Below are 20,572 nucleotides of genomic sequence, written 5' to 3' on the forward strand. Positions count from 1 at the left end.
ATGTCTGATGTTGCTGCAGTAGAACAGTTTGTAAAAAAATATAAAGCTTTAAAACAAGAAATAGCCAAGGTAATTGTTGGACAAGACGAGGTAATAAACCAAATTTTAATTTCGGTTTTTTCAGGTGGCCACTCTTTGCTTATTGGTGTGCCTGGGTTGGCTAAAACGTTAATGGTAAATACAATAGCTCAAGCTTTAGGGCTAGATTTTAAGCGTATTCAGTTCACTCCAGATTTAATGCCAAGTGATATATTGGGAAGTGAAATTTTAGATGAAGACCGCCATTTTAAATTTGTAAAAGGACCCATTTTTGCAAACATTATATTAGCAGATGAAATAAATAGAACGCCGCCAAAAACACAAGCCGCGTTACTAGAAGCAATGCAAGAACGGGCAATTACTGTAGCTGGACACCACTACAAATTAAGTTTGCCTTATTTTGTACTCGCAACTCAAAACCCAATTGAGCAGGAAGGAACCTATCCGTTACCTGAAGCGCAGTTAGACCGTTTTATGTTTGCCATAAATCTAGAATACCCATCATTTAAAGAGGAAGTACAAGTTGTAAAGGCAACCACAAATGATGAGAAAGTAGAGGTAAATGCTTTATTTTCTGCTGAGGAAATTTTGGAGTATCAGCATGTTATTAGAAGAATTCCTGTTGCTGATAATGTTATTGAATATGCAGTTGCTATGGTTGGGAAAACAAGGCCAGAAGGTACAGCCGCTCCAGAAATTGTAAAACAGTATATTGATTGGGGTGCAGGCCCAAGGGCATCACAAAACTTAATTTTAGCAGCAAAAACGCATGCCGCTATTAATGGGAAGTTCTCTCCAGATAACGAAGATGTACAAGCCGTGGCTACTAGCGTATTAAGGCACCGTATAATAAAAAACTATAAAGCAGAAGCCGAGGGTATTACTGAAAAACAGGTTATTAAAAGTTTGTTCTAATGTTTTAGTTATTTCTGTTTCAAACTGACCACAGTCGAAACATAGTACAAAAATTATTTTGTACTCACTTTTGAAGAAATAAACCCATCTCGCAAATCGTCTGTTCTTAGCTGAGGTACCAAATGATAATATTTTTTAATATATTCCACCTGCTGTTTATTCACACAGGGTAAATCACCATTACCAGTGCCCCAAAAAAATACATCTTTACCAGGTGAATTAAATTCAAAACCACTGATAATTTCTTTAGAAAATGTAGTTTGTGTTTTTGTGTTTTCTTCAGGAACCATAATGTTTTTAAGTTTAAAATTACTCATAGACATTGCAAAGTTATTAGAGGTAAAGCTGTTTAAATCTATGGGAATAAAAATAGGAATAGCGCTTAATACCAATGACACATAAATGATGTTTATACCTAATTTTCGAGATTTAAATACGTGAACAACTATTAAAAGTGAAAGGATCACGATAAAAACAAAGAAGAATCGGTACTGCGGCGAATTTAACCATACTACTACAAATTGTAAAACGGCTAACGTATAAATAACAAGCAATGGTTTTTTGTTTTTGCTTTTAATGATGCAAAACGGGAATACCATTAATAACATCAAAAATACTTTATTAAATAGCCCATGAAGCTTTGGAATTTGCAACCAGTATTTTAGTTTTTCCACAAGGTTAAATTGTGAGACATCTATGTTGTTCATCCCAGATTGATAAGTGCCAGTTTTATAGAGTTGTAACAGCTCTGGTGGTAGCTTCCAATCTACATGTAAAATATCAAAAGCCGATATTGGATAAAGCAAATATCCAGAAAACGTATAGTTCTTTAGTAAAAACAGGCCAAAGACAAAAAGTGAGAGTATGGTATATTGTGGGATACTCGCCCTTAGAGTTTTGAAGTTGTTAAGGAAAAGCACAACGATCAAAATAGAGAGCACTACCATTGTTACTTTTACAAAACATAAAAAAAGAACCAAGCTAAATAGGATGTTGAATTTAGAGCTTGAAATATTAGCGTTATATAACAGGTATTCGTAAATCACATAGGGTGCTATTAAAAAGATGATTAAATCAGGAGAAGGGGCGTTTACAAATTGCATAAAGAACAAACTGAATACGAGCACCAACCCTAAAAAATAATTATAATTATTAGGTGCCTCATTTAACTTTTCAACAAATAGAAAGCCTAAAACAACAAAAATAAATCCGTTAATATCATTAAAAACATTGGATAGGAATGAAAAATTAAAACCTGCTTGCAAGGTGTGCCACGATGAATTCTGTCCTAAAAACAAGTGTAAATTTGCCAGTCCTTTAACATAGCCAAACTCATTAATCCATTTGATGGTTTGAATGTAATACGTCTCATTATCAATAAGATAAGGTTTAGTGGCACTTTGGGCTAATACCAAAATAAACAGCAAGATGAATATTAGTTTATTTTGAATTTTGAACGACCTAAATGTATTTTTAAATTTATTTAAGAATGCAATAGCTGCTTTCCTAAACATAAATGTCATGAAAATGTTCAATATCAAAATACCAATATAGTATTCAATATTAATTCTTATGAAGAAGGCAAATACACTGGTAAGTAAAGTATAAAGGAAAAGCCCTAGTATTTGATGTATTGCAATGTGGCAGTCATCAATCTTGAAGAGTTTACGAAAGACAACTCCAAAATTGAAACATGTTAGGGCAATGTAAACCCAGCTTAAAAGAATTAAAAGCATTTAGTTTTGTTTCGTATGTTTCAAAGGTATTGATAAATGGTAAATTCAGAATTATTAATTCATTAGAAATAGTTAATTCCGACTAAAAAAAATACAATCATTTGCATTTAAAATAACGTAATAGTAAATAAGTATCTTAAGTATTAGTAATCGCAGCATAATTTTTAAATCTTTGTAATAATTTCGTATTTTGCGAGACTGTAAAACAATAACTAAAACCTTAAAAAATTTTATATGGCATTTGACATTGAGATGATAAAAGGAGTTTACTCCACAATGGCAGAGCGAGTGGATAAAGCACGCGAAGTTGTTGGAAAGCCGTTGACGCTTTCTGAAAAAATATTATATAATCACTTATGGGATGGGAACCCTACCAAGGCATTTGTAAGAGGAAAGGATTATGTTGATTTTGCTCCTGATAGAATCGCATGTCAAGATGCTACCGCTCAAATGGCGCTTTTGCAGTTTATGCAAGCGGGAAAAAGTAAAGTTGCAGTACCTACTACGGTACATTGTGACCACTTAATTCAAGCTAAAGAAGGTGCCGCAACTGATTTAAAACATGCAAACTCAGTAAGTAGTGAAGTATTTGATTTTTTAGAATCTGTATCAAATAAATACGGTATCGGATTTTGGAAACCCGGAGCAGGAATTATTCACCAAGTAGTTTTAGAAAACTATGCGTTCCCTGGCGGAATGATGATTGGTACAGATTCTCATACTGTAAACGCTGGTGGTTTAGGTATGGTAGCTATTGGTGTTGGTGGTGCCGATGCAGTTGATGTAATGGCAGGTATGGCATGGGAATTAAAATTCCCTAAATTAATCGGTGTGAGATTAACTGGAAAATTATCTGGTTGGACTGCGCCGAAAGATGTGATTTTAAAAGTTGCTGAAATTCTTACCGTAAAAGGTGGAACAGGAGCAATTGTTGAATATTTTGGTCCTGGTGCCTTATCAATGTCTTGTACTGGAAAAGGAACCATTTGTAACATGGGAGCTGAAATTGGAGCTACTACTTCAACATTTGGGTATGATGATTCAATGGAGCGCTATTTACGCGCTACCGATAGGGAAGATGTTGCTGATGCTGCTAACAAAGTAAAAGCGCATTTAACTGCAGATCCTGAAGTATATGAAAATCCAGAGCAGTATTTTGATCAAGTGATTGAAATTAACTTATCGGAATTAGGACCATTACTAAACGGACCATTCACTCCAGATTTATCTACGGCTGTGGGTTCTGAAATGACTGAAAAGGCTAAAGCCAATGATTGGCCGATAAAAGTAGAATGGGGATTGATTGGATCTTGTACAAACTCCTCATATGAAGATTTATCAAGGGCTTCTTCTATTGCGCAACAGGCTTTAGATAAAGGTTTAAAAACTAAGGCAGAATTTGGTATTAATCCAGGTTCAGAGCAAGTACGTTATACAGCAGAACGCGATGGCATTCTTCAAGTATTTGAAAAACTAGATGCTAAAATATTTACGAACGCTTGTGGCCCATGTATTGGGCAATGGGCAAGATATTCAGATCCAAAAAATGCACCAAAAAATAGTATAGTGCATTCATTTAATAGAAACTTTGCGAAACGTGCGGATGGAAATCCAAACACGCACGCTTTTGTAGCGTCTCCAGAATTAACTGCGGCAATTGCCATTGCTGGTCGTTTAGATTTTAATCCGTTAACGGATACCTTAATTAACGAAAATGGCGAAGAAGTAATGTTAGACGAACCAACAGGATGGGAATTGCCACCTAAAGGTTTTGATGTAAAAGATAACGGTTATCTTGCTCCAGAAGCTGATGGAAGTCATGTAAATGTAGTAGTGAAAGATGATTCTGAACGTTTACAATTATTAACACCATTTGAACCTCTTGGAGCTACAATCACAGGAGCTAAATTATTAATTAAAGCTTTTGGAAAATGTACTACAGACCATATTTCTATGGCTGGACCGTGGTTACGTTTTAGAGGGCATTTAGATAATATTGCGAATAACACCTTAATAGGTGCTGTAAACGCTTTTAACAAGAAGACAAACTTTGTTAAAAACCAATTAACTGGTGAGTATGGGGGTGTGCCAGATGTACAGCGTCAATACAAAGCAAAAGGTATTAAAACAATAGTTGTAGGAGACCATAACTACGGCGAAGGTTCTTCTAGAGAGCACGCAGCGATGCAGCCACGTCATTTAGGTGTTGCGGCAGTAATCGTAAAATCATTTGCACGTATCCACGAAACAAACTTGAAGAAACAAGGGATGTTAGGTTTAACGTTCGCTAATGAAGCAGATTACGATTTAATTCAAGAAGACGATACCTTCAACTTTCTAGATTTAAATGAGTTTGCTCCAGATAAGCAATTAACCTTAGAAGCAGTGCATGCCGATGGCAGTAAAGATGTAATCAAGCTAAATCACACATACAATAATGCGCAAATTGCATGGTATAATGAAGGTTCAGCGCTTAATTTAATTAAAAAACAAAACGCTTAATTTTTAAGTAATTATAATTTAAAAATCCAGTCTGTAAAGGCTGGATTTTTTGTTTTAAATAGTTGGTCGTTTCTCTCCCAAGGTCTGGTCGGGCTTGCATTACTCAATGCCACCTTCGCTGGGGATTTCATACATGTTGCCTGAACTGAACGCAGTCGAAGCATTAAATCCCTCAGATTAATAAAACCTACATCTTTGATTAAGCTCATAACTTTTTAATATTAAACTTTGAACTTTAAACTTAGAGTTTGATATTTGTTTCATGAACGTACATTTTATAGCTATAGGTGGTGCGGCAATGCATAATTTGGCGCTGGCATTACATAATAAAGGTTATCAGGTAACTGGAAGCGACGATACCATTTTTGAACCCTCAAAATCTCGATTGGAAGCTAAAGGTCTATTACCTGAATCTTTCGGTTGGTACCCAGAAAAAATTACTTCAAGTTTAGATGCTATAGTCTTAGGGATGCACGCTAAAGAAGATAATCCAGAGTTGTTGAAAGCTCAAGAATTAGGACTAACGATTTATAGCTATCCTGAATTTTTGTACGAACAATCCAAACACAAAACCCGAGTAGTTATTGGTGGAAGTCATGGGAAAACTACAATTACTTCCATGATTTTACATGTAATGCATTATCACGACAAGGATGTAGACTATATGGTAGGTGCACAATTAGAAGGTTTTTATGTAATGGTAAAACTTACGGAGGACAATGATTTTATAGTTTTAGAAGGTGATGAATATTTGAGTTCTCCTATTGATAGACGGCCAAAATTTCATCTGTACAAACCAAATATAGCATTGTTAAGCGGTATTGCTTGGGATCATATTAACGTTTTTCCAACCTATGAAAACTATGTAGAGCAGTTTAGCATTTTTGTGGATTCCATAATATCCGGAGGAAGTATCAATTATAATGAAGAAGATCCAGAGGTGAAACGTGTTGTTGAGGCTAGTGATAATACCATTAGAAAATTACCATACCAAACACCAGCGTATAGGGTTGAAAACGGACAAACACTTTTAGAAACACCAGAAGGTGATTTGCCAATAGAAGTGTTTGGAAAACACAACTTGAATAACTTGGCAGGCGCTAAATGGATTTGCCAGCATATGGGTATTGATGAAGATGATTTTTACGAAGCCATTTCAACTTTTAAAGGTGCTAGTAAGCGTTTGGAAAGAATAGCTGAAAGTACAACCAGTGTGGCATATAAGGATTTTGCTCATTCACCTAGTAAAGTAAAAGCTACAACCAATGCTGTAAAAGAACAATACCAAAATAGAACCTTAGTAGCATGTTTGGAGCTGCATACCTACAGTAGTTTAAATGCTGAATTTTTAAAAGAATATAAAAGCGCATTAGATGCTGCCGATGTAGCTGTTGTATTTTATTCACCGCACGCTGTAGAAATTAAAAAATTGGAAGAGGTTACGCTTGAGCAAATCGCTGAAGCCTTTCAACGTAAAGATTTAATTATTTATACAAATCCAGACGATTTTAAAAACTTTCTCTTTTCGCAAAACTTCGATAATAAGGCATTGTTGTTAATGAGTTCTGGGAATTATGGTGGGCTGGATTTTGATGCTGTTAAAAAGCTAATTGAATAAGATTATTTTAACTTTTCGTTAAAAAAAGTAATCGTTCTCTCCCACGCTAAAGCAGCAGCTGCTTCATCAAATCGAGGTGTACTATTATTATGGAATCCATGATTAACACCTGGATAAAAATAAGCTTCGTATAGTTTATTGTCTGCCTTAAGAGCAGCTTCGTAATCTGGCCAACCGGCGTTTACGCGTTTATCTAACTCGGCAAAATGTAACAAAAGTGGTGCTTGTATTTTTGTAACATCCTCATCTGAAGGTTGGCTGCCATAAAAAGGAACAGCAGCTTTTAAATCTGGTACTTTAACAGCCATCATATTAGAAATCCATCCACCAAAACAAAATCCTACTACACCAATATTGCCATTACAGTTTTTGTGTTTTTTTAAATAATTAAATGCAGCAACAAAATCTTCTAGCATTTCTTGTTTATCACGTTGTCGTTGTAATGTTCGGCCCTCATCATCATTTCCTGGATAACCACCTAGAGGAGAAAGTGCGTCAGGAGCTAAACTAATAAAACCTTCAAGAGCAGCACGTCTACCCACATCCTCAATATAAGGATTTAAACCTCTGTTCTCATGCACAACTATTATACCCGGTAGTTTTTTAGGTCGTTTAGGTTTAGATAATAGTCCTTTAATAGAACCGCCACCTTTTGGAGAATCGTACGTTATATAATCAGAATCCAATCGTTTATCATTAGGTTGAACCACTAAATTTTCAAGGTAATTAGGAGTAATAAAACTAAGTAAAGACGTTACTGTAATGCTACCAATGGCATATAGCGACAGCTTTTCCATAAACTGTCTACGATCTAATTTATTATGTGCATAATCATCATATAGGTCGAAAACTTCCTGTTTAATATCTTCTTTTTTAAGTGGTTTCATAAAACTCTATGTTTATAAGGTGATATTTTTTGAAGTGTTATTTACAATTGAATGAGTAATTTACAATAAAAAAACTGTTTTAAAGTGTAACAAGCTTGACTTTAACGCTCTTTAAAATCTACCAATAGTCCTTCATAAACCCATTTAGCCAAAGCTTCCCTGTTTTCATAATTAAGAATACGTCTTTGGTCTATTTTGTTTTTAATATTTCCTAATTCAATGTATACCATTGCGGGCAAGGTGTTTTTAATTACATATAAACTACGTGAACTTACGGTCCCAGAATAGGTGCGGTTTGGTTGGTGTTTTGCGTATTTCTGTTTAAATGCGTTGTGAATATTTAATGCTAATGTCTTCCCACTATTACTTTTATGGTCATGATAAAAGAATACATCAATATTTTTTCCTTTACTTCGGCTATCAATATGTGTAACAATCAACCTTTGGTAAGCACCTTTATGTTTTAAATACAATTTGTTTACTGCCTTTGTACGCTCACGAAGTCGTAGTTTTTGGCTTCTAGAAATCGGGTTGTCGGGATAATAGGTTTCATCATAATCTACTTCCAGCACTTTTTTATCTCTTATGCCATCATTATGGTCTTTTATAATAACGTAAACCTTCGCGCCGTTTGCCATAAGTTTACGTGCCAATCTTAGGGTAACATCGTAGGCATACTCGTCTTCAGAAATAAGATTGCCACTATACATTTCAATAGCACCAGGATCGGGTCCACCATGTCCAGAAATTAAATAGTAAATAGCACCGTTTAGTATGTCACTCTCTTTTATAATATTTTCATATGCTTTTCCAAAAATTGAAAATTTTATAGTTTCTTTTTTAGTAGTAGTAATAGTATCTATTGGTTGTGATTGTATAGAAGGAACCGGGATACTATCTGTTATACCATAATTATCGAGTATGGGTAATGTGTCTTGGTCTTGTTTAGGAAGAAGGTATGTTTTTCCTAGCAGTAAGGCGTTATTATTTTTTAACCTGTCTTTGTTTAACTCAATAAACATTGAATAATATTTGGTTGGCTCTAAACCATGCTTACGTAATAGTGAATATATGCCATCTCCTTTTTCACTCATCACTTCCTTACCTGATGTTTGGGTAATCCCGTTAAATACCGTTAAAGAAGTAACAAATAAGGCAATTAGTTTTTTGTGCATTAGGAGTAATAAGTTGTTTTTTACTTCAATGCAAACGAAATTTAAGAGAGTTTATTCTAAGATGTGCTTTGAAAAGGCAAGAATGGCTTGTTATAGAAGTTGGATTTGACTTATTTACGATATAGAAAATATTGATTTACCAAGTCTATATAGGCTTGTTTTGCTTCATCCTCTGAGATATCCTTAACCTGAAATAATGCGTTGGTTTTAAAGGCATTAATGATGGGTTTTTTGCTTCGCGGTTTACCATAATCATTAGTTGCCTTTTTGTAATAAGCATAAAGCTTTAAAAGGGTGTCAGCAGGAAAAGGCTCTGTGTGAGCATTAACTCGCGCTACCGCTTCCTCAAAGATTTTATTTAAAGAAGTATCACTCATTAATTTGTGCTATAATGCTTTCTCCCCCGCGTACCTTTTGGTTTAATTTCACTTTAATTTTGGTGTCTAAGGGTAAAAATAAATCCACACGAGATCCAAATTTTATAAATCCGGAATCTGATCCCTGTATAGCTTTATCATCTACTTTAGCATAATTGACAATGCGTTTGGCTAAAGCCCCTGCAATTTGTCGGTAAAGTACTTTGCCGTATTTAGCGTTATCTACTACCACCGTAGTACGTTCGTTTTCTTCACTTGCTTTTGGATGCCATGCGACAAGATATTTACCAGGGTGATATTTGCTAAATACTACGTTGCCACTAACAGGATACCGTGTAACATGCACATTTAATGGTGACATAAATACGCTCACTTGTAAGCGCTTTTCATTAAAATATTCTTTTTCGAAAACTTCTTCAATCACTACCACCTTACCATCAACTGGAGATACTACATTACCATCATTTTGTTGGGTATGACGTTTAGGGTTTCTAAAGAATTGTAGAATAAGGATTAAAAATATAAGTAATGCAATAAGTATTATTGTTCTTAACCAGAATATAGAAACAAAGCTATCTACTAATAAAAAGCAGCCTACAACTGTGATTAAGGTGAAGAGTATTATTTTATGGCCTTCTTTATGAAACATAATGTAAAATTCTTAAAAATACGTAAATAAAAGGGGAGGCAAAAATAATACTGTCCAAACGGTCCAGCAAACCGCCATGTCCAGGCATAATGGTGCCGCTATCTTTCACCTCGGCCTGACGCTTAAATTTGGATTCTATTAGATCTCCCAATGTTCCAAAAACAGTAACAATAATAGCCAGCATTAACCAGTTTGTAAAACTTAGTGTATTAGTTAAACTAGCAATAAAATAACTAGCAATACATGAGAAAAACAGTCCGCCCAAAAACCCTTCTACTGTTTTCTTCGGAGAAATTTTTTCAAATAGTTTTTGTTTGCCAAAATTCTTTCCAATCAAATATGCAAAAGAATCGTTTACCCATACCAGTATAAATGCACCCAGCAATATTTTTGCACTAAAAACCCTAGCAATCAGAACCAAAAACACAAAACCACTTGAAAGATAAAACGTAGTGATTATAAATCGCTTGGTAATAAATAATGGGATAGTTTTTCTAGAAAACAAATCTTTAATCAAGAATAAATCTACAAATATGGTTATTACCACAAGTATCTGTGTAGCTTCATCTACACCTGTATCAGATTTTATAGCCATTTGCCAATATCCAAAAAAGGCGTACAGGATAGTAAATATAACATAGGGTATTACACTTTTTAATTGAATTAGTTTATTGAATTCGAATAGTGATAAAATACCTAGAATAAAAAATAAAATAGTGAAAAGGTGAGGTGTATTTAAACTTAAAGCTACAATTAATAGTACAACATAGAGCAAACCAGATAGTGAGCGCAATAACATGTCTTTCATTTTTAAAGCTACTTGATTATAAATCCTCCAATAGCAGCAAATATAAGTTTTTTGCGCTACTACCGTAACTTAAAAAGTCTTTTTCATCACCAGACTTAAAATGTTTTATCGTAGTGATGTTAGTAGGGATGTGTTGTCTGTTTTTTGATTTTATACCTCGCAGCCCTTCGCCTATATTATCAACAATTTGGCTTGTAGTAGCAAATACGATTACATTGAAAGGTAGCTCAGGCAATTTTTTGGTTGCAATTTGATTTGAGCTTATCAACAAAGAACCGTCAGTAGCAATAAGGTTCTCACAAGTAGTTAAAAAGTATGTAGCTTTATTAGAGTTTTTTGTGGAATTTACATCGAGCGACTTAAACTTTTCCTCAAGATTATTGTCTATGATAAATGCTTGTTTATCTTCCCATGAATTTTCTTGAATGATGTGGTTGAAATTGGAAAATACTTCGTTCAAATTATCACAGTATAAGAACTTACCACCATTAGCCTTAAAGTTTATTGTGAACTTCTCGTCTATTGGCAATTTAAGCTCGGGCATGTATTTACCACGGTCATCAGACTTTATTTCCTTTTCAGATGGTTTTGATTTTAATCCGAAAATTTTTTTAAAAAGATTCATTGAGGTATTTGCTATTAACCTTTTATAATGTGAGTTTTCCAAATATAAAAAATCTTAAACTATTCCTTAGACTAATTTAAGATTTTTACTAAAAGCTTGTCGGTATTTTTTATTTGTCTAAAGTTTCTCGTTCCTCTTTGTCAAAAGGACGCTTTCCAAAAATCTTTTCTAAGTTATCTTTAAAAATCACCTCTTTCTCTAAAAGTACTTCCGCCAGTTCTGTTAATTTATCCTTATTATCCTCTAGCAGCTTAACAGCTCGTTGGTACTGCTTTTCAATAATATCAGATATTTCCTTGTCAATAAGTTCTGCTGTTTTTTCACTATAAGGCTTCGTAAAACCATATTCGCTTTGTGAGGAATCATAATACGTTAAGTTTCCAACTTTGTCACTCAAACCGTAAATGGTAACCATGGCTCGCGCTTGTTTCGTTACTTTTTCTAAATCGCTTAAAGCACCAGTAGAAATTTTATTAAAAATCACTTTTTCCGCTGCACGTCCTCCTAATGCAGCACACATCTCGTCTAGCATTTGTTCTGGGCGTACAATAAGGCGTTCCTCTGGTAAATACCAAGCTGCTCCTAGCGAACGTCCGCGAGGTACAATAGTAACCTTTACCAAAGGCGCAGCGTGTTCTAACATCCAGCTTACAGTAGCATGTCCTGCTTCATGGTAAGCAACGGCTTGTTTTTCGCTTGGAGTAATAATTTTGTTTTTCTTTTCTAGACCGCCAATAATTCTATCTACTGCATCTAAGAAATCTTGCTTATCTACGGCCTTTTTCCCATTTCTAGCAGCAATTAGTGCTGCTTCGTTACAAACGTTTGCAATGTCTGCTCCAGAGAAACCAGGTGTTTGTTTTGATAGGAAATCGGTATCTAAATCTTTTGTTTTCTTTAAAGGTCTAAGATGTACTTCAAAGATTTCCTTGCGCTCACGAACATCAGGTAAGTCCACAAAAATCTGCCTATCAAAACGTCCTGCACGCATTAATGCTTTATCTAAAATATCAGCTCTATTTGTGGCGGCCATCACAATTACATTAGAATTAGTGCCAAAACCATCCATTTCAGTTAATAGTTGATTTAGTGTGTTTTCACGCTCATCATTACTACCAGACATGGCGTTTTTGCCTCTGGCACGACCAATAGCATCAATTTCATCAATAAAGATAATAGACGGAGACTTTTCTTTAGCTTGTTTAAACAAATCACGAACACGAGACGCGCCAACACCAACAAACATCTCAACAAAATCAGATCCTGATAGGGAAAAGAAAGGTACTTTAGCTTCACCTGCAACAGCTCTAGCCAATAAGGTTTTACCTGTTCCTGGAGGGCCTACTAGTAATGCGCCTTTTGGAATCTTACCACCAAGTGTGGTATATTTTTCTGGAAACTTAAGGAAATCAACAATCTCCTGAACTTCTTCTTTTGCGCCTTCTAATCCAGCAACATCCTTAAATGTTGTTTTTACTTCGGTATTTTGGTCAAATAGTTTCGCCTTCGATTTACCAATATTAAAAATTTGTCCTCCGGCACCACCACCAGCACCACCAGACATACGTCTCATAATAAATATCCAAACCGCAATGAGTAAGACAAATGGTAGAATGCCAATTAGAAAATCGGCTAAATGGTTTTCTTCTGTAATATAAACGGGTTCTAATTCTAAACTTTCCTCCTCAATAATCTCGTTTAATTTATTTTGGAAAATCTCTAACTCCCCAAATTCAAATCTGTAATTGGGTACTTGTGCCGCAGATAAAGTAAAACTTGTTGGTTTAGATTTTTTATGAACTTCCTTTTGTGCTGCTTCTTTTGTAAGATAAACTTTTGCCAACCTTCTGTTAACTACTTCAACCTTAGCAACATCTCCATCTCGAACAAACTTGAAAAATTCGGTAGGGTTAGTTGTGTTTCCAGTATCTATGCCGCTATTGTTAAAAAGGGTAAATACTAAAAATAGTGATAGTATGATACCGTAAATCCAATAAGGACTAAACCTTGGTTTGTTATCTTTTGTATTTTTATTGTCTTTTGCCATGTGTGTTTTAGTAACTCGTTTCTATAACTGTTGTTTTTGCATCTCCCCAAAGGCTCTCGATATCATAATATTCCCTAGTATGTTTTTGAAACACATGTACAGCAATATTTACATAGTCTAATAATACCCATTCAGCATTCTCCGCACCTTCAACATGCCACGGATGATCCTTAAGTTCTTTGCTTACCTTTTTTTGAATGGAATTAACTATGGCGTTAACTTGAGTATTTGAAGTACCTTCACATATTATAAAATAATCGCAAACTGTATTTTCAATTTCCCTAAGGTCTAAAATACTGATTTCCTTACCTTTTACATCTTCAATTCCACTAATTATAACTGATATTAACTGATCTGCGCTTATTTTTTCTTTCGCCATTAATTTTATTTAATTTGTGCAAAGTTATTATTTTTTTAGTTCTTTATCCTTTAAATTTTTATAAGATTTTAAACAAGAAAAATAACCTCTATATGCCTATAATCAAACTTAATGCCATTGACTCTACCAATACATTTTTAAAGGAAATGATTAATTCTCAAAACGTTGAGAATTTTACAGTGGTTACTACAAAACATCAAACAAAAGGGAAGGGGCAAATGGGTGCACAATGGACATCTGAACCATCAAAAAACCTTATGTTTAGTGTGTTTGTTGATGTTAAAAAAATAAAACTGGAATATCCTTTTTATATAAGTATGGTAACGGCTTTGGCAGTAAGACAGAGTTTAAATTCATTCTTAATACCACAACTTTTTATTAAATGGCCTAACGACATTTTGTCACAAAACAAGAAAATATGTGGTATTTTAATTGAAAATGTCATGAAACAGTCTAAAGTATATGCTTCAATAATCGGTGTAGGATTAAATGTAAATCAAATGGATTTTAAAAATTTGCCCAATGCTTCTTCATTAAAACAAATAACGGGGCGTGTTTTTGATATCGATGCACTTTTGGATGTTATTATTTCAAATCTGAAATTATATGTGGAAAAATTGCAAAACGGGCGTTTCTTAGAAGTAAAAGAAGCATACGAATCGTTTTTATTCAGAAAAAACAAGCCCTCTACATTTAAAGATGCAAAGGGCAATATATTTTCAGGCTATATAAAATCTGTAAAGGAATCGGGTGATTTAGAGGTGCTTTTAGAGGATAATATCACAAAAGCTTTCGCTTTGAAGGATATTACTTTAATGTATTAAAGGGCTTTAGGTAAATTGGTGGCTAAAGTTTCTATAAATTTTGAAATGGGGCCTTTCACCATCATCGCCATCATTGGATTAAAATCGCCATTAAACTGAAGTTGTACATCACTACTAGCATTTTCACTTTCAGTAATAATTGCAGTTAGGGCGAAATCTATTTTTCCACCAGCAGCACCAAATACAATTTTATTAGGTGGTATTACTTCTTTCTTTTTTAGAATAATTTCTGGCATACCCTTTAAGGCAAATAAAAATTTGTCGTCCCCCAAAACTTCAAACTTACTAATGTTTTCAGGCATTAAGGCTTCAAAATTTTTGATGTCGGATATAAAGTTGAAAGTATCTTGAGGTGTTTTGGACACGCTTACTTTTGGAGATTCTAAATTCATAATTAATGTTGAGTTGTTTTTTGTTAAGTTGTTTAGTTGTTTTTTGTAAGCCGTTCAGTCGTTTTTGCGTGTTTCAACTAAAAAGCTAAACAACTTCATAACGCCTTATCACCATATCAAATAGCGTTCCATTCGCTAGGATTAGAGTTCCATGCCGTTAATAACTCTAATTCGCTTTCTGTAATGTAATTGGTGTGTAAGGCTTGTTCTAAAAGGCTTTCGTAATTTCCTAATGTGTGCAACGTAACCTTTTCTTTTTCAAAGTTTTCTTGTGAAACTTCAAATCCGTATGTAAAAATGGCAACCATACCTTTTACGTTAATACCACCATCGCGTAAGGCTTTAACAGCATTTAAACTACTTTTACCAGTACTTATTAAATCTTCAACTACCACCACATTTTGTCCTTTTTCGATAAAACCCTCAATTTGATTTTTTCTACCATGACCTTTCGCATCTGGTCTTACATAAATAAAAGGCAAGTTTAGGTATTCCGCTACCAACATACCAATACCAATAGCTCCAGTAGCTACACCCGCAATGGCATCTGGTTTCCCATATTGCCGTTCAATATGTTTGGCCATGGTTTCTCGAATATAATTACGAATGGGAGGAAATGAAAGGATAATTCTATTATCACAATAAATAGGTGATTTCCAGCCTGAGGCCCAAGTGAACGGTTCTTTTGGGCTTAGTTTTATGGCGTTTACCTGCAATAAAACTTCTGCTGTTTTTTTGGCGATGTCTTTGTTAAAAATCATAACGCAAAATTAAACATATATTTAGGATAACATAATCCGTTTTTTAAGGAATAAATAATTTTTTTCAACAATGGTTAGTTTGTTCTTAAAAATGATATTTTTACCACCGAGAAAAAAACAATAACCTCTTTTATGTATAAAATATTTGTTGGAGATAAACCTATTATTCTAGCTACAGAGCCTAAAGAGAAAAAAGGGGTAAAAAACTACAAGCTTAAAACGGTCGTGCTTCGCAACGTTATAAGGAAGTTGAACAACAGCTCTATTAAAGAAGCAAGATTAGTACATAAAAACGAAGAGAAACTACTTAAAAGATTTTTAAAAAAGGCACCGGTTGTTATTGCTGGAGGGGGAAAAGTGTACAACAAACAAGGTAAAGTGCTCTTTATTTTTAGAAATGGAAAATGGGACTTGCCTAAAGGGAAAATTGAAAAAAAAGAAAGTATTGAGGAAACCGCTATTAGGGAAGTAGAGGAGGAAACCGGTGTAAAAGGTTTAAAAATTACAAAGCCTTTAGAAACCACCTACCATATTTTTAAAAGACGCGGACGCTATAGAATAAAAATCACATATTGGTTTGAGATGGAAACATCTTTTGATGGTAAATTATATCCCCAAGAAAAAGAAGGTATTACTAAAGTAAAATGGCTTGGAAAAAAGAAAACCAAAAAAGCCATGGAAAATTCTTATGCTAATATTAAAATTCTAATTGACTAGCTTTTAGTGCAGCCTAAACACAGGATATTGTAAATGTGCAGTTTCGTAATACTCACTTTGTTTATGTAACCAATCCAACTGTGCATACCAATTGTTTTTAAAAGCAGTTATGGTTTTTTTTCGATGTTCAAACGCTTCTTTCAGCTTATCGTTGTTTTGTAATAATTCAAATGCTTTATCTTCCCAAACATAGGGCGAGAAACCTTCTTTTTGCTGCAGAATAGCATCAAAGAAATTCCAATTAAAAAACGAATCGGGTGCTTGTGGTTCCAAGGTTTCCATTAAATATCTAAATGCATATTGATTTGTTTTAACGATATAATCTCCTTGACGAAATTTAACTTGCTTTTGAGCTGAAGTAACCTTGGTGTTATAATGTTGATAATGCCCTTCGTAAGGTGCGTTTCGGGTTTCATAAGCATCAATGCGATAACTTTCAACATTTAGAATAGTGTCTTTTGCCAAAGTCTGCATTTCAACGTCATTCAGCTTTAATAAGTCAATCACATTATGCCATCCCTGTGGGATAACATAAGCGTTAGGTATGTTAACCTTCAATTTTGGCTTAAAGTAGTTTTGATAGGTGACGTTCTTTATAAAAGGTTTTGTTCTATCGTATTTTAATCGATTAAAGCCTGTGGTTTTACTAGTTACAATATCTGCTTCATACCCTTTAAATTTTAACGTTGAAGCATGTGTAGTATCAATTTCCCAATCTAAAGTGTAGTGTTGGTTTTTGTGTATTAATAGTCGCATTTCTTTTCGTAGGTTTTTGATATTTTCGGAGTCAGCATCTACAATTTCAATCATGCTCTTTAATAGCTCATAAGTACCTTCAACCCTTTGTTTGTATGGCTTTAGCATGTGCGTTTCTACCATCATCCCTAAAGTATTAAACAACGTAGTGTAACCAGTTGAATATCTGGGATAGTCCATAAATTGAGAAAACCCATTTTCTGGAACACTATTAAAAACATTAACATAAGGTGTAATATCCCAGTCTTTTTCCTTGAGTTTTTGCTCTAGATGGGGCATCATTTCAGTATGCAAATAATTGCCCAATTTATCTCCCAATTTGTTATGTTGCGTAAATAAATGTGTTAATGTATACTGATAATCGGCACCATTGCTTACATGATTGTCTATAAACACATCAGGTTGCACCAAATGAAAAATACGGGCAAAGGTTTTTGCGTTTTTGGTGTCACATTTTATAAAATCCCTGTTTAAATCGTAATTCCGGGCATTTCCTCTAAACCCATATGCTTTTGGGCCATTTTGATTGGTTCTGGTCGTAGCATTTCTGTTTAAGCTTCCACCGACATTGTAAATAGGAATTGTGGCAACTACTACATGTTTAGGGAATTCAATCGTTCCTTGAACCAAATCTCTAAATAACAGCATTGTAGCATCTATACCATCAGATTCGCCAGGGTGAATACCATTGTTTATGAGTAAAATACGTTTGGTTTCCCTTATTATTTTATAATCGAATTCGTTATCAGGGTTTAAAGTGACTAAATGCAACGGTTTGCCAGAATCTGTTGCTCCTATCGATTCTACTGAGATTTCAGGATAAGCCTCGGCTAATTCAGAATAGAAACTTATAACTTCTTCATAAGTAGCAGTTTCTTGTCCATCAGATGTTTCAAAAGGTGTTTCAAAAGAGTAGTCTGACTTTTTTTTGGAGGATTCACAGGAAACTAACAACAGCAATAGTAAGATAATTTTTCTCATAGCTTAACTTTAAAAGCTAAAATTACGACAATTTAGAATGATGACTTCATAAGAAAAGTACAGAAACACTACTAATATTGTAACTCATGGAGTTTTAAATGTTTAAAATGCAATTAGTAGTGCCAATTCTTGCTCATGCTGTTTTAAACTGTAAATTTGCACCTTCAAAAAACTACCCATGACTGCATTTTTTAGGAAGCGTGCAAAAAACGCTAAAAACGATATTTTAAGTGGCCTTACAGTGGCTTTAGCTTTGGTGCCAGAAGCTGTAGCTTTTGCCTTTGTGGCAGGTGTTGATCCCTTAGTTGGATTATATGCGGCATTTATGATTGGTTTAATTACTTCAGTTTTCGGCGGGCGCCCAGGCATGATAAGTGGTGCAACAGGGGCTTTAGCAGTCGTTATGGTGAGTTTGGTAGCCGAAGGAAATGCCATGGGAGAAGCATCAGAACAACTAGGCTTGTACTATTTGTTTGCTACCGTAATTTTAATGGGAGTTATTCAAACATTAGCAGGCGTTTTAAAGCTTGGTAAATTTGTAAGGCTCATTCCGCATCCCGTAATGATGGGTTTTGTTAATGGATTAGCCATAGTGATTTTCCTGTCGCAATTGAATCTTTTTAAAGATGCCAATGGCGATTGGTTTGCTGGTTCACAAATGTGGGTTATGTTAGGTTTAGTGGCCTTAACTATGGGTATTATGTTTGGTTTGCCTAAGCTTACCAAAAAATTACCAGAAGCGTTAATCGCTATTTTGGTAGTTTCGGCAATCGTAATTTTTGGAAATTTAGATGTTGCTACCGTTGGAAGTTTTATTCGTGATGGTGGTGGCGAAGGCTTAAAAGGGGGCTTACCACAATTTCAAGCAGATATATTTAGTAAAGTGCCTTTTAATTGGCAAACTATAAAATTCATTGGGCCATACGCAGTTATTTTAGCAGCTATAGGGCTTATAGAATCATTAATGACCCTTAATTTAGTCGATGAAATTACTGAAACTCGAGGAAACGCCAATAGGGAATGTATGGCACAGGGTGGCGCTAATATTGTTACTGGTTTCTTTGGTGGTATGGGCGGTTGTGCCATGATTGGGCAATCGTTAATTAATATTAAAGGTGGCGGTCGTGGCAGATTATCAGGTATTGTAGCCGCCGTGGCATTATTAATCTTTATACTTTTTGCTTCGGGCTTAATCGAGCAGGTGCCAATTGCGGCATTGGTTGGTGTAATGTTTATGGTAGTTATCGGCACATTCGCATGGAGTAGTTTCAGGATTTTAGGTAAAATACCTCTAACCGATGCCATTGTTTTAATTGCGGTATCATTAATCACCGTTTGGAAAGACTTGGCAGTGGCCGTAATAGCTGGTGTTATTATTAGTGCGTTGGTGTTCTCATGGGAAAATGCGAAACGAATTAGGGCAAGAAAGCGCATGAAAGAAGATGGAACAAAGGTTTACGAAATCTGGGGGCCTTTGTTTTTTGGGTCTATTAAAGAATTTAACGAGAAATTTGATGTAAAAAACGATCCAGATTATGTAGAAATTGATTTTGTAGAGTCTCGAATTAGTGACCATTCAGCACTTGAAGCTATATTTAATTTAGTCGAAAAATATGAGGCTGCTGGAAAAGTTATAAAACTTAAACATTTAAGTGAAGACTGTAAAGTACTTTTATACAAGGCAAACCCTAAATTTACAGAAGTGATTATCGAGGATATTGATGACCCGCGCTATCATCTTGCCGAAAATCCAGAGGCGTTTCCAAAATCTATTTCGGAGTATGAACTTTAAGATTTAAGAATTTTTTATTTTGTTTTTATTCTGGAATTGGGTCTCCTTCTCCTGGATTCAATATTGAAAATGCCCAATCAGTTGATTTTGGTACATTTAATTTTCCGAGCCATTCTCCACCTAATCCAGCTACTTGAATTTTATTATCAATTACTTCTAATCCTTCTGTTTCTCCAAAGAAGAATTGAATTCCGTTGTCAAGTGCAATACCCACCGTGTCAGGTATTTTAAATACATAACTTTCGTTTGGTTTAATTGTCACTTTTTCATTAGCACTAATTGCATTTGAAGTTTCATTGAAAATAAAAATGTTATATACTTTTTCAGTCGCATTATATGTATCAGGTTCGATAGTTTCTCCGCTATAATTTGGATTGATATAAACCTTATTATTTTGTGTGTCTTCGCTTTCGTTTGACTTATTTTCCGTTTTCGATTTACATTGGAAAAAGAAAATTGAGACAAATGTTATTATGTAAACTAAATACTTTCTGTTTTTCATTTTTCTAATTGTGCCTGATGGGTTGACGGATATGCGCCGTCATTTTATACTTCGACAAGCTCAGCACAAGGGGTTTATATCCGCCGTAAA

General features: G+C 34.6%; 19 protein-coding genes. 6 read left to right on the forward strand and 13 right to left on the reverse strand.

All coding sequences use genetic code 11. From position 1 onward, the window contains the following. Positions 1–954: an AAA family ATPase gene (locus tag BMY39_RS11575; protein WP_092579791.1), complete on the forward strand. Its 954-nt coding sequence runs from the start codon at positions 1–3 to the stop codon at positions 952–954. Between the two features lie 53 nt (positions 955–1,007). Here BMY39_RS11575 and BMY39_RS11580 read toward each other — a convergent pair whose 3' ends face one another. Further along, positions 1,008–2,690 (reverse strand): DUF8201 family protein, encoded by a 1,683-nt coding sequence (locus BMY39_RS11580; protein ID WP_394333965.1) that lies wholly within the window; start codon positions 2,688–2,690, stop codon positions 1,008–1,010. A 234-nt stretch (positions 2,691–2,924) separates the two neighbouring features. On the opposite strand from BMY39_RS11580, the gene BMY39_RS11585 reads away from it, so the two are divergent. Together BMY39_RS11585 and BMY39_RS11595 are read left to right on the forward strand one after the other, a co-directional pair. Continuing rightward, on the forward strand, positions 2,925–5,192 hold the full coding sequence (locus BMY39_RS11585) for an aconitate hydratase (protein ID WP_092579795.1): 2,268 nt from the start codon (positions 2,925–2,927) through the stop codon (positions 5,190–5,192). Positions 5,193–5,454: 262 nt separating this feature from the next. Then, positions 5,455–6,810: a UDP-N-acetylmuramate--L-alanine ligase gene (locus BMY39_RS11595; RefSeq protein ID WP_092579799.1), complete on the forward strand. Its 1,356-nt coding sequence runs from the start codon at positions 5,455–5,457 to the stop codon at positions 6,808–6,810. Positions 6,811–6,812: 2 nt separating this feature from the next. Here BMY39_RS11595 and BMY39_RS11600 read toward each other — a convergent pair whose 3' ends face one another. The 8 genes from BMY39_RS11600 to rsfS all read right to left on the reverse strand — a co-directional run bounded on the left by BMY39_RS11600 (position 6,813) and on the right by rsfS (position 13,757). Continuing rightward, positions 6,813–7,697, reverse strand: a complete 885-nt coding sequence (locus BMY39_RS11600; RefSeq protein ID WP_092579801.1) for a dienelactone hydrolase family protein — start codon at positions 7,695–7,697, stop codon at positions 6,813–6,815. 101 nt (positions 7,698–7,798) lie between these two features. After that, positions 7,799–8,872: an N-acetylmuramoyl-L-alanine amidase family protein gene (locus BMY39_RS11605; RefSeq protein WP_092579803.1), complete on the reverse strand. Its 1,074-nt coding sequence runs from the start codon at positions 8,870–8,872 to the stop codon at positions 7,799–7,801. Positions 8,873–8,982: 110 nt separating this feature from the next. Continuing rightward, positions 8,983–9,249 carry an acyl-CoA-binding protein gene (locus BMY39_RS11610; protein ID WP_092579805.1) on the reverse strand — a complete coding sequence of 89 codons (267 nt, stop codon included), beginning with the start codon at positions 9,247–9,249 and terminating at the stop codon, positions 8,983–8,985. Next, entirely contained in the window at positions 9,242–9,898 is a 657-nt protein-coding gene (locus BMY39_RS11615; protein ID WP_092579807.1) for a phosphatidylserine decarboxylase family protein, read from the reverse strand. The genes BMY39_RS11610 and BMY39_RS11615 overlap by 8 nt, the downstream gene beginning before the upstream one ends. Further along, positions 9,888–10,706, reverse strand: a complete 819-nt coding sequence (locus tag BMY39_RS11620; RefSeq protein WP_092579809.1) for a phosphatidate cytidylyltransferase — start codon at positions 10,704–10,706, stop codon at positions 9,888–9,890. The genes BMY39_RS11615 and BMY39_RS11620 overlap by 11 nt, the downstream gene beginning before the upstream one ends. Positions 10,707–10,722: 16 nt before the next feature. Then, positions 10,723–11,331: an LUD domain-containing protein gene (locus BMY39_RS11625; RefSeq protein ID WP_092580271.1), complete on the reverse strand. Its 609-nt coding sequence runs from the start codon at positions 11,329–11,331 to the stop codon at positions 10,723–10,725. 109 nt (positions 11,332–11,440) lie between these two features. Then, on the reverse strand, positions 11,441–13,378 hold the full coding sequence (gene ftsH, locus BMY39_RS11630; RefSeq protein ID WP_092579811.1) for an ATP-dependent zinc metalloprotease FtsH: 1,938 nt from the start codon (positions 13,376–13,378) through the stop codon (positions 11,441–11,443). 7 nt (positions 13,379–13,385) lie between these two features. Then, positions 13,386–13,757, reverse strand: coding sequence for a ribosome silencing factor (gene rsfS, locus BMY39_RS11635; protein ID WP_092579813.1), 372 nt, complete (start codon positions 13,755–13,757; stop codon positions 13,386–13,388). 92 nt (positions 13,758–13,849) lie between these two features. Here rsfS and BMY39_RS11640 point away from each other — a divergent pair, with 92 nt between their 5' ends. Then, complete coding sequence (locus BMY39_RS11640) at positions 13,850–14,581, forward strand: biotin--[acetyl-CoA-carboxylase] ligase (RefSeq protein ID WP_092579815.1); 732 nt, start codon at positions 13,850–13,852, stop codon at positions 14,579–14,581. On the opposite strand, the gene BMY39_RS11645 is transcribed toward BMY39_RS11640, so the two are convergent. Further along, complete coding sequence (locus BMY39_RS11645) at positions 14,578–14,973, reverse strand: orotate phosphoribosyltransferase (protein WP_092579817.1); 396 nt, start codon at positions 14,971–14,973, stop codon at positions 14,578–14,580. The genes BMY39_RS11640 and BMY39_RS11645 overlap by 4 nt on opposite strands. Before the next feature lie 116 nt (positions 14,974–15,089). Then, complete coding sequence (gene pyrE / locus BMY39_RS11650; RefSeq protein ID WP_092579819.1) at positions 15,090–15,734, reverse strand: orotate phosphoribosyltransferase; 645 nt, start codon at positions 15,732–15,734, stop codon at positions 15,090–15,092. A gap of 132 nt (positions 15,735–15,866) precedes the next feature. On the opposite strand from pyrE, the gene BMY39_RS11655 reads away from it, so the two are divergent. Continuing rightward, positions 15,867–16,451 carry an NUDIX hydrolase gene (locus BMY39_RS11655; protein ID WP_092579821.1) on the forward strand — a complete coding sequence of 195 codons (585 nt, stop codon included), beginning with the start codon at positions 15,867–15,869 and terminating at the stop codon, positions 16,449–16,451. Between the two features lie 3 nt (positions 16,452–16,454). Here BMY39_RS11655 and BMY39_RS11660 read toward each other — a convergent pair whose 3' ends face one another. Next, entirely contained in the window at positions 16,455–18,188 is a 1,734-nt protein-coding gene (locus tag BMY39_RS11660) for a M14 family metallopeptidase (RefSeq protein WP_092579823.1), read from the reverse strand. Between the two features lie 178 nt (positions 18,189–18,366). Here BMY39_RS11660 and BMY39_RS11665 point away from each other — a divergent pair, with 178 nt between their 5' ends. After that, a complete protein-coding gene (locus tag BMY39_RS11665; protein WP_092579825.1) occupies positions 18,367–19,980 on the forward strand; it encodes a SulP family inorganic anion transporter in 1,614 nt (537 codons plus the stop codon). A gap of 25 nt (positions 19,981–20,005) precedes the next feature. On the opposite strand, the gene BMY39_RS11670 is transcribed toward BMY39_RS11665, so the two are convergent. Next, positions 20,006–20,482, reverse strand: a complete 477-nt coding sequence (locus tag BMY39_RS11670) for a hypothetical protein (RefSeq protein WP_092579827.1) — start codon at positions 20,480–20,482, stop codon at positions 20,006–20,008. Between the last annotated feature and the right edge of the window lie 90 nt (positions 20,483–20,572).

Source organism: Hyunsoonleella jejuensis, assembly GCF_900111025.1.
GTDB classification, from domain to species: domain Bacteria; phylum Bacteroidota; class Bacteroidia; order Flavobacteriales; family Flavobacteriaceae; genus Jejuia; species Jejuia jejuensis.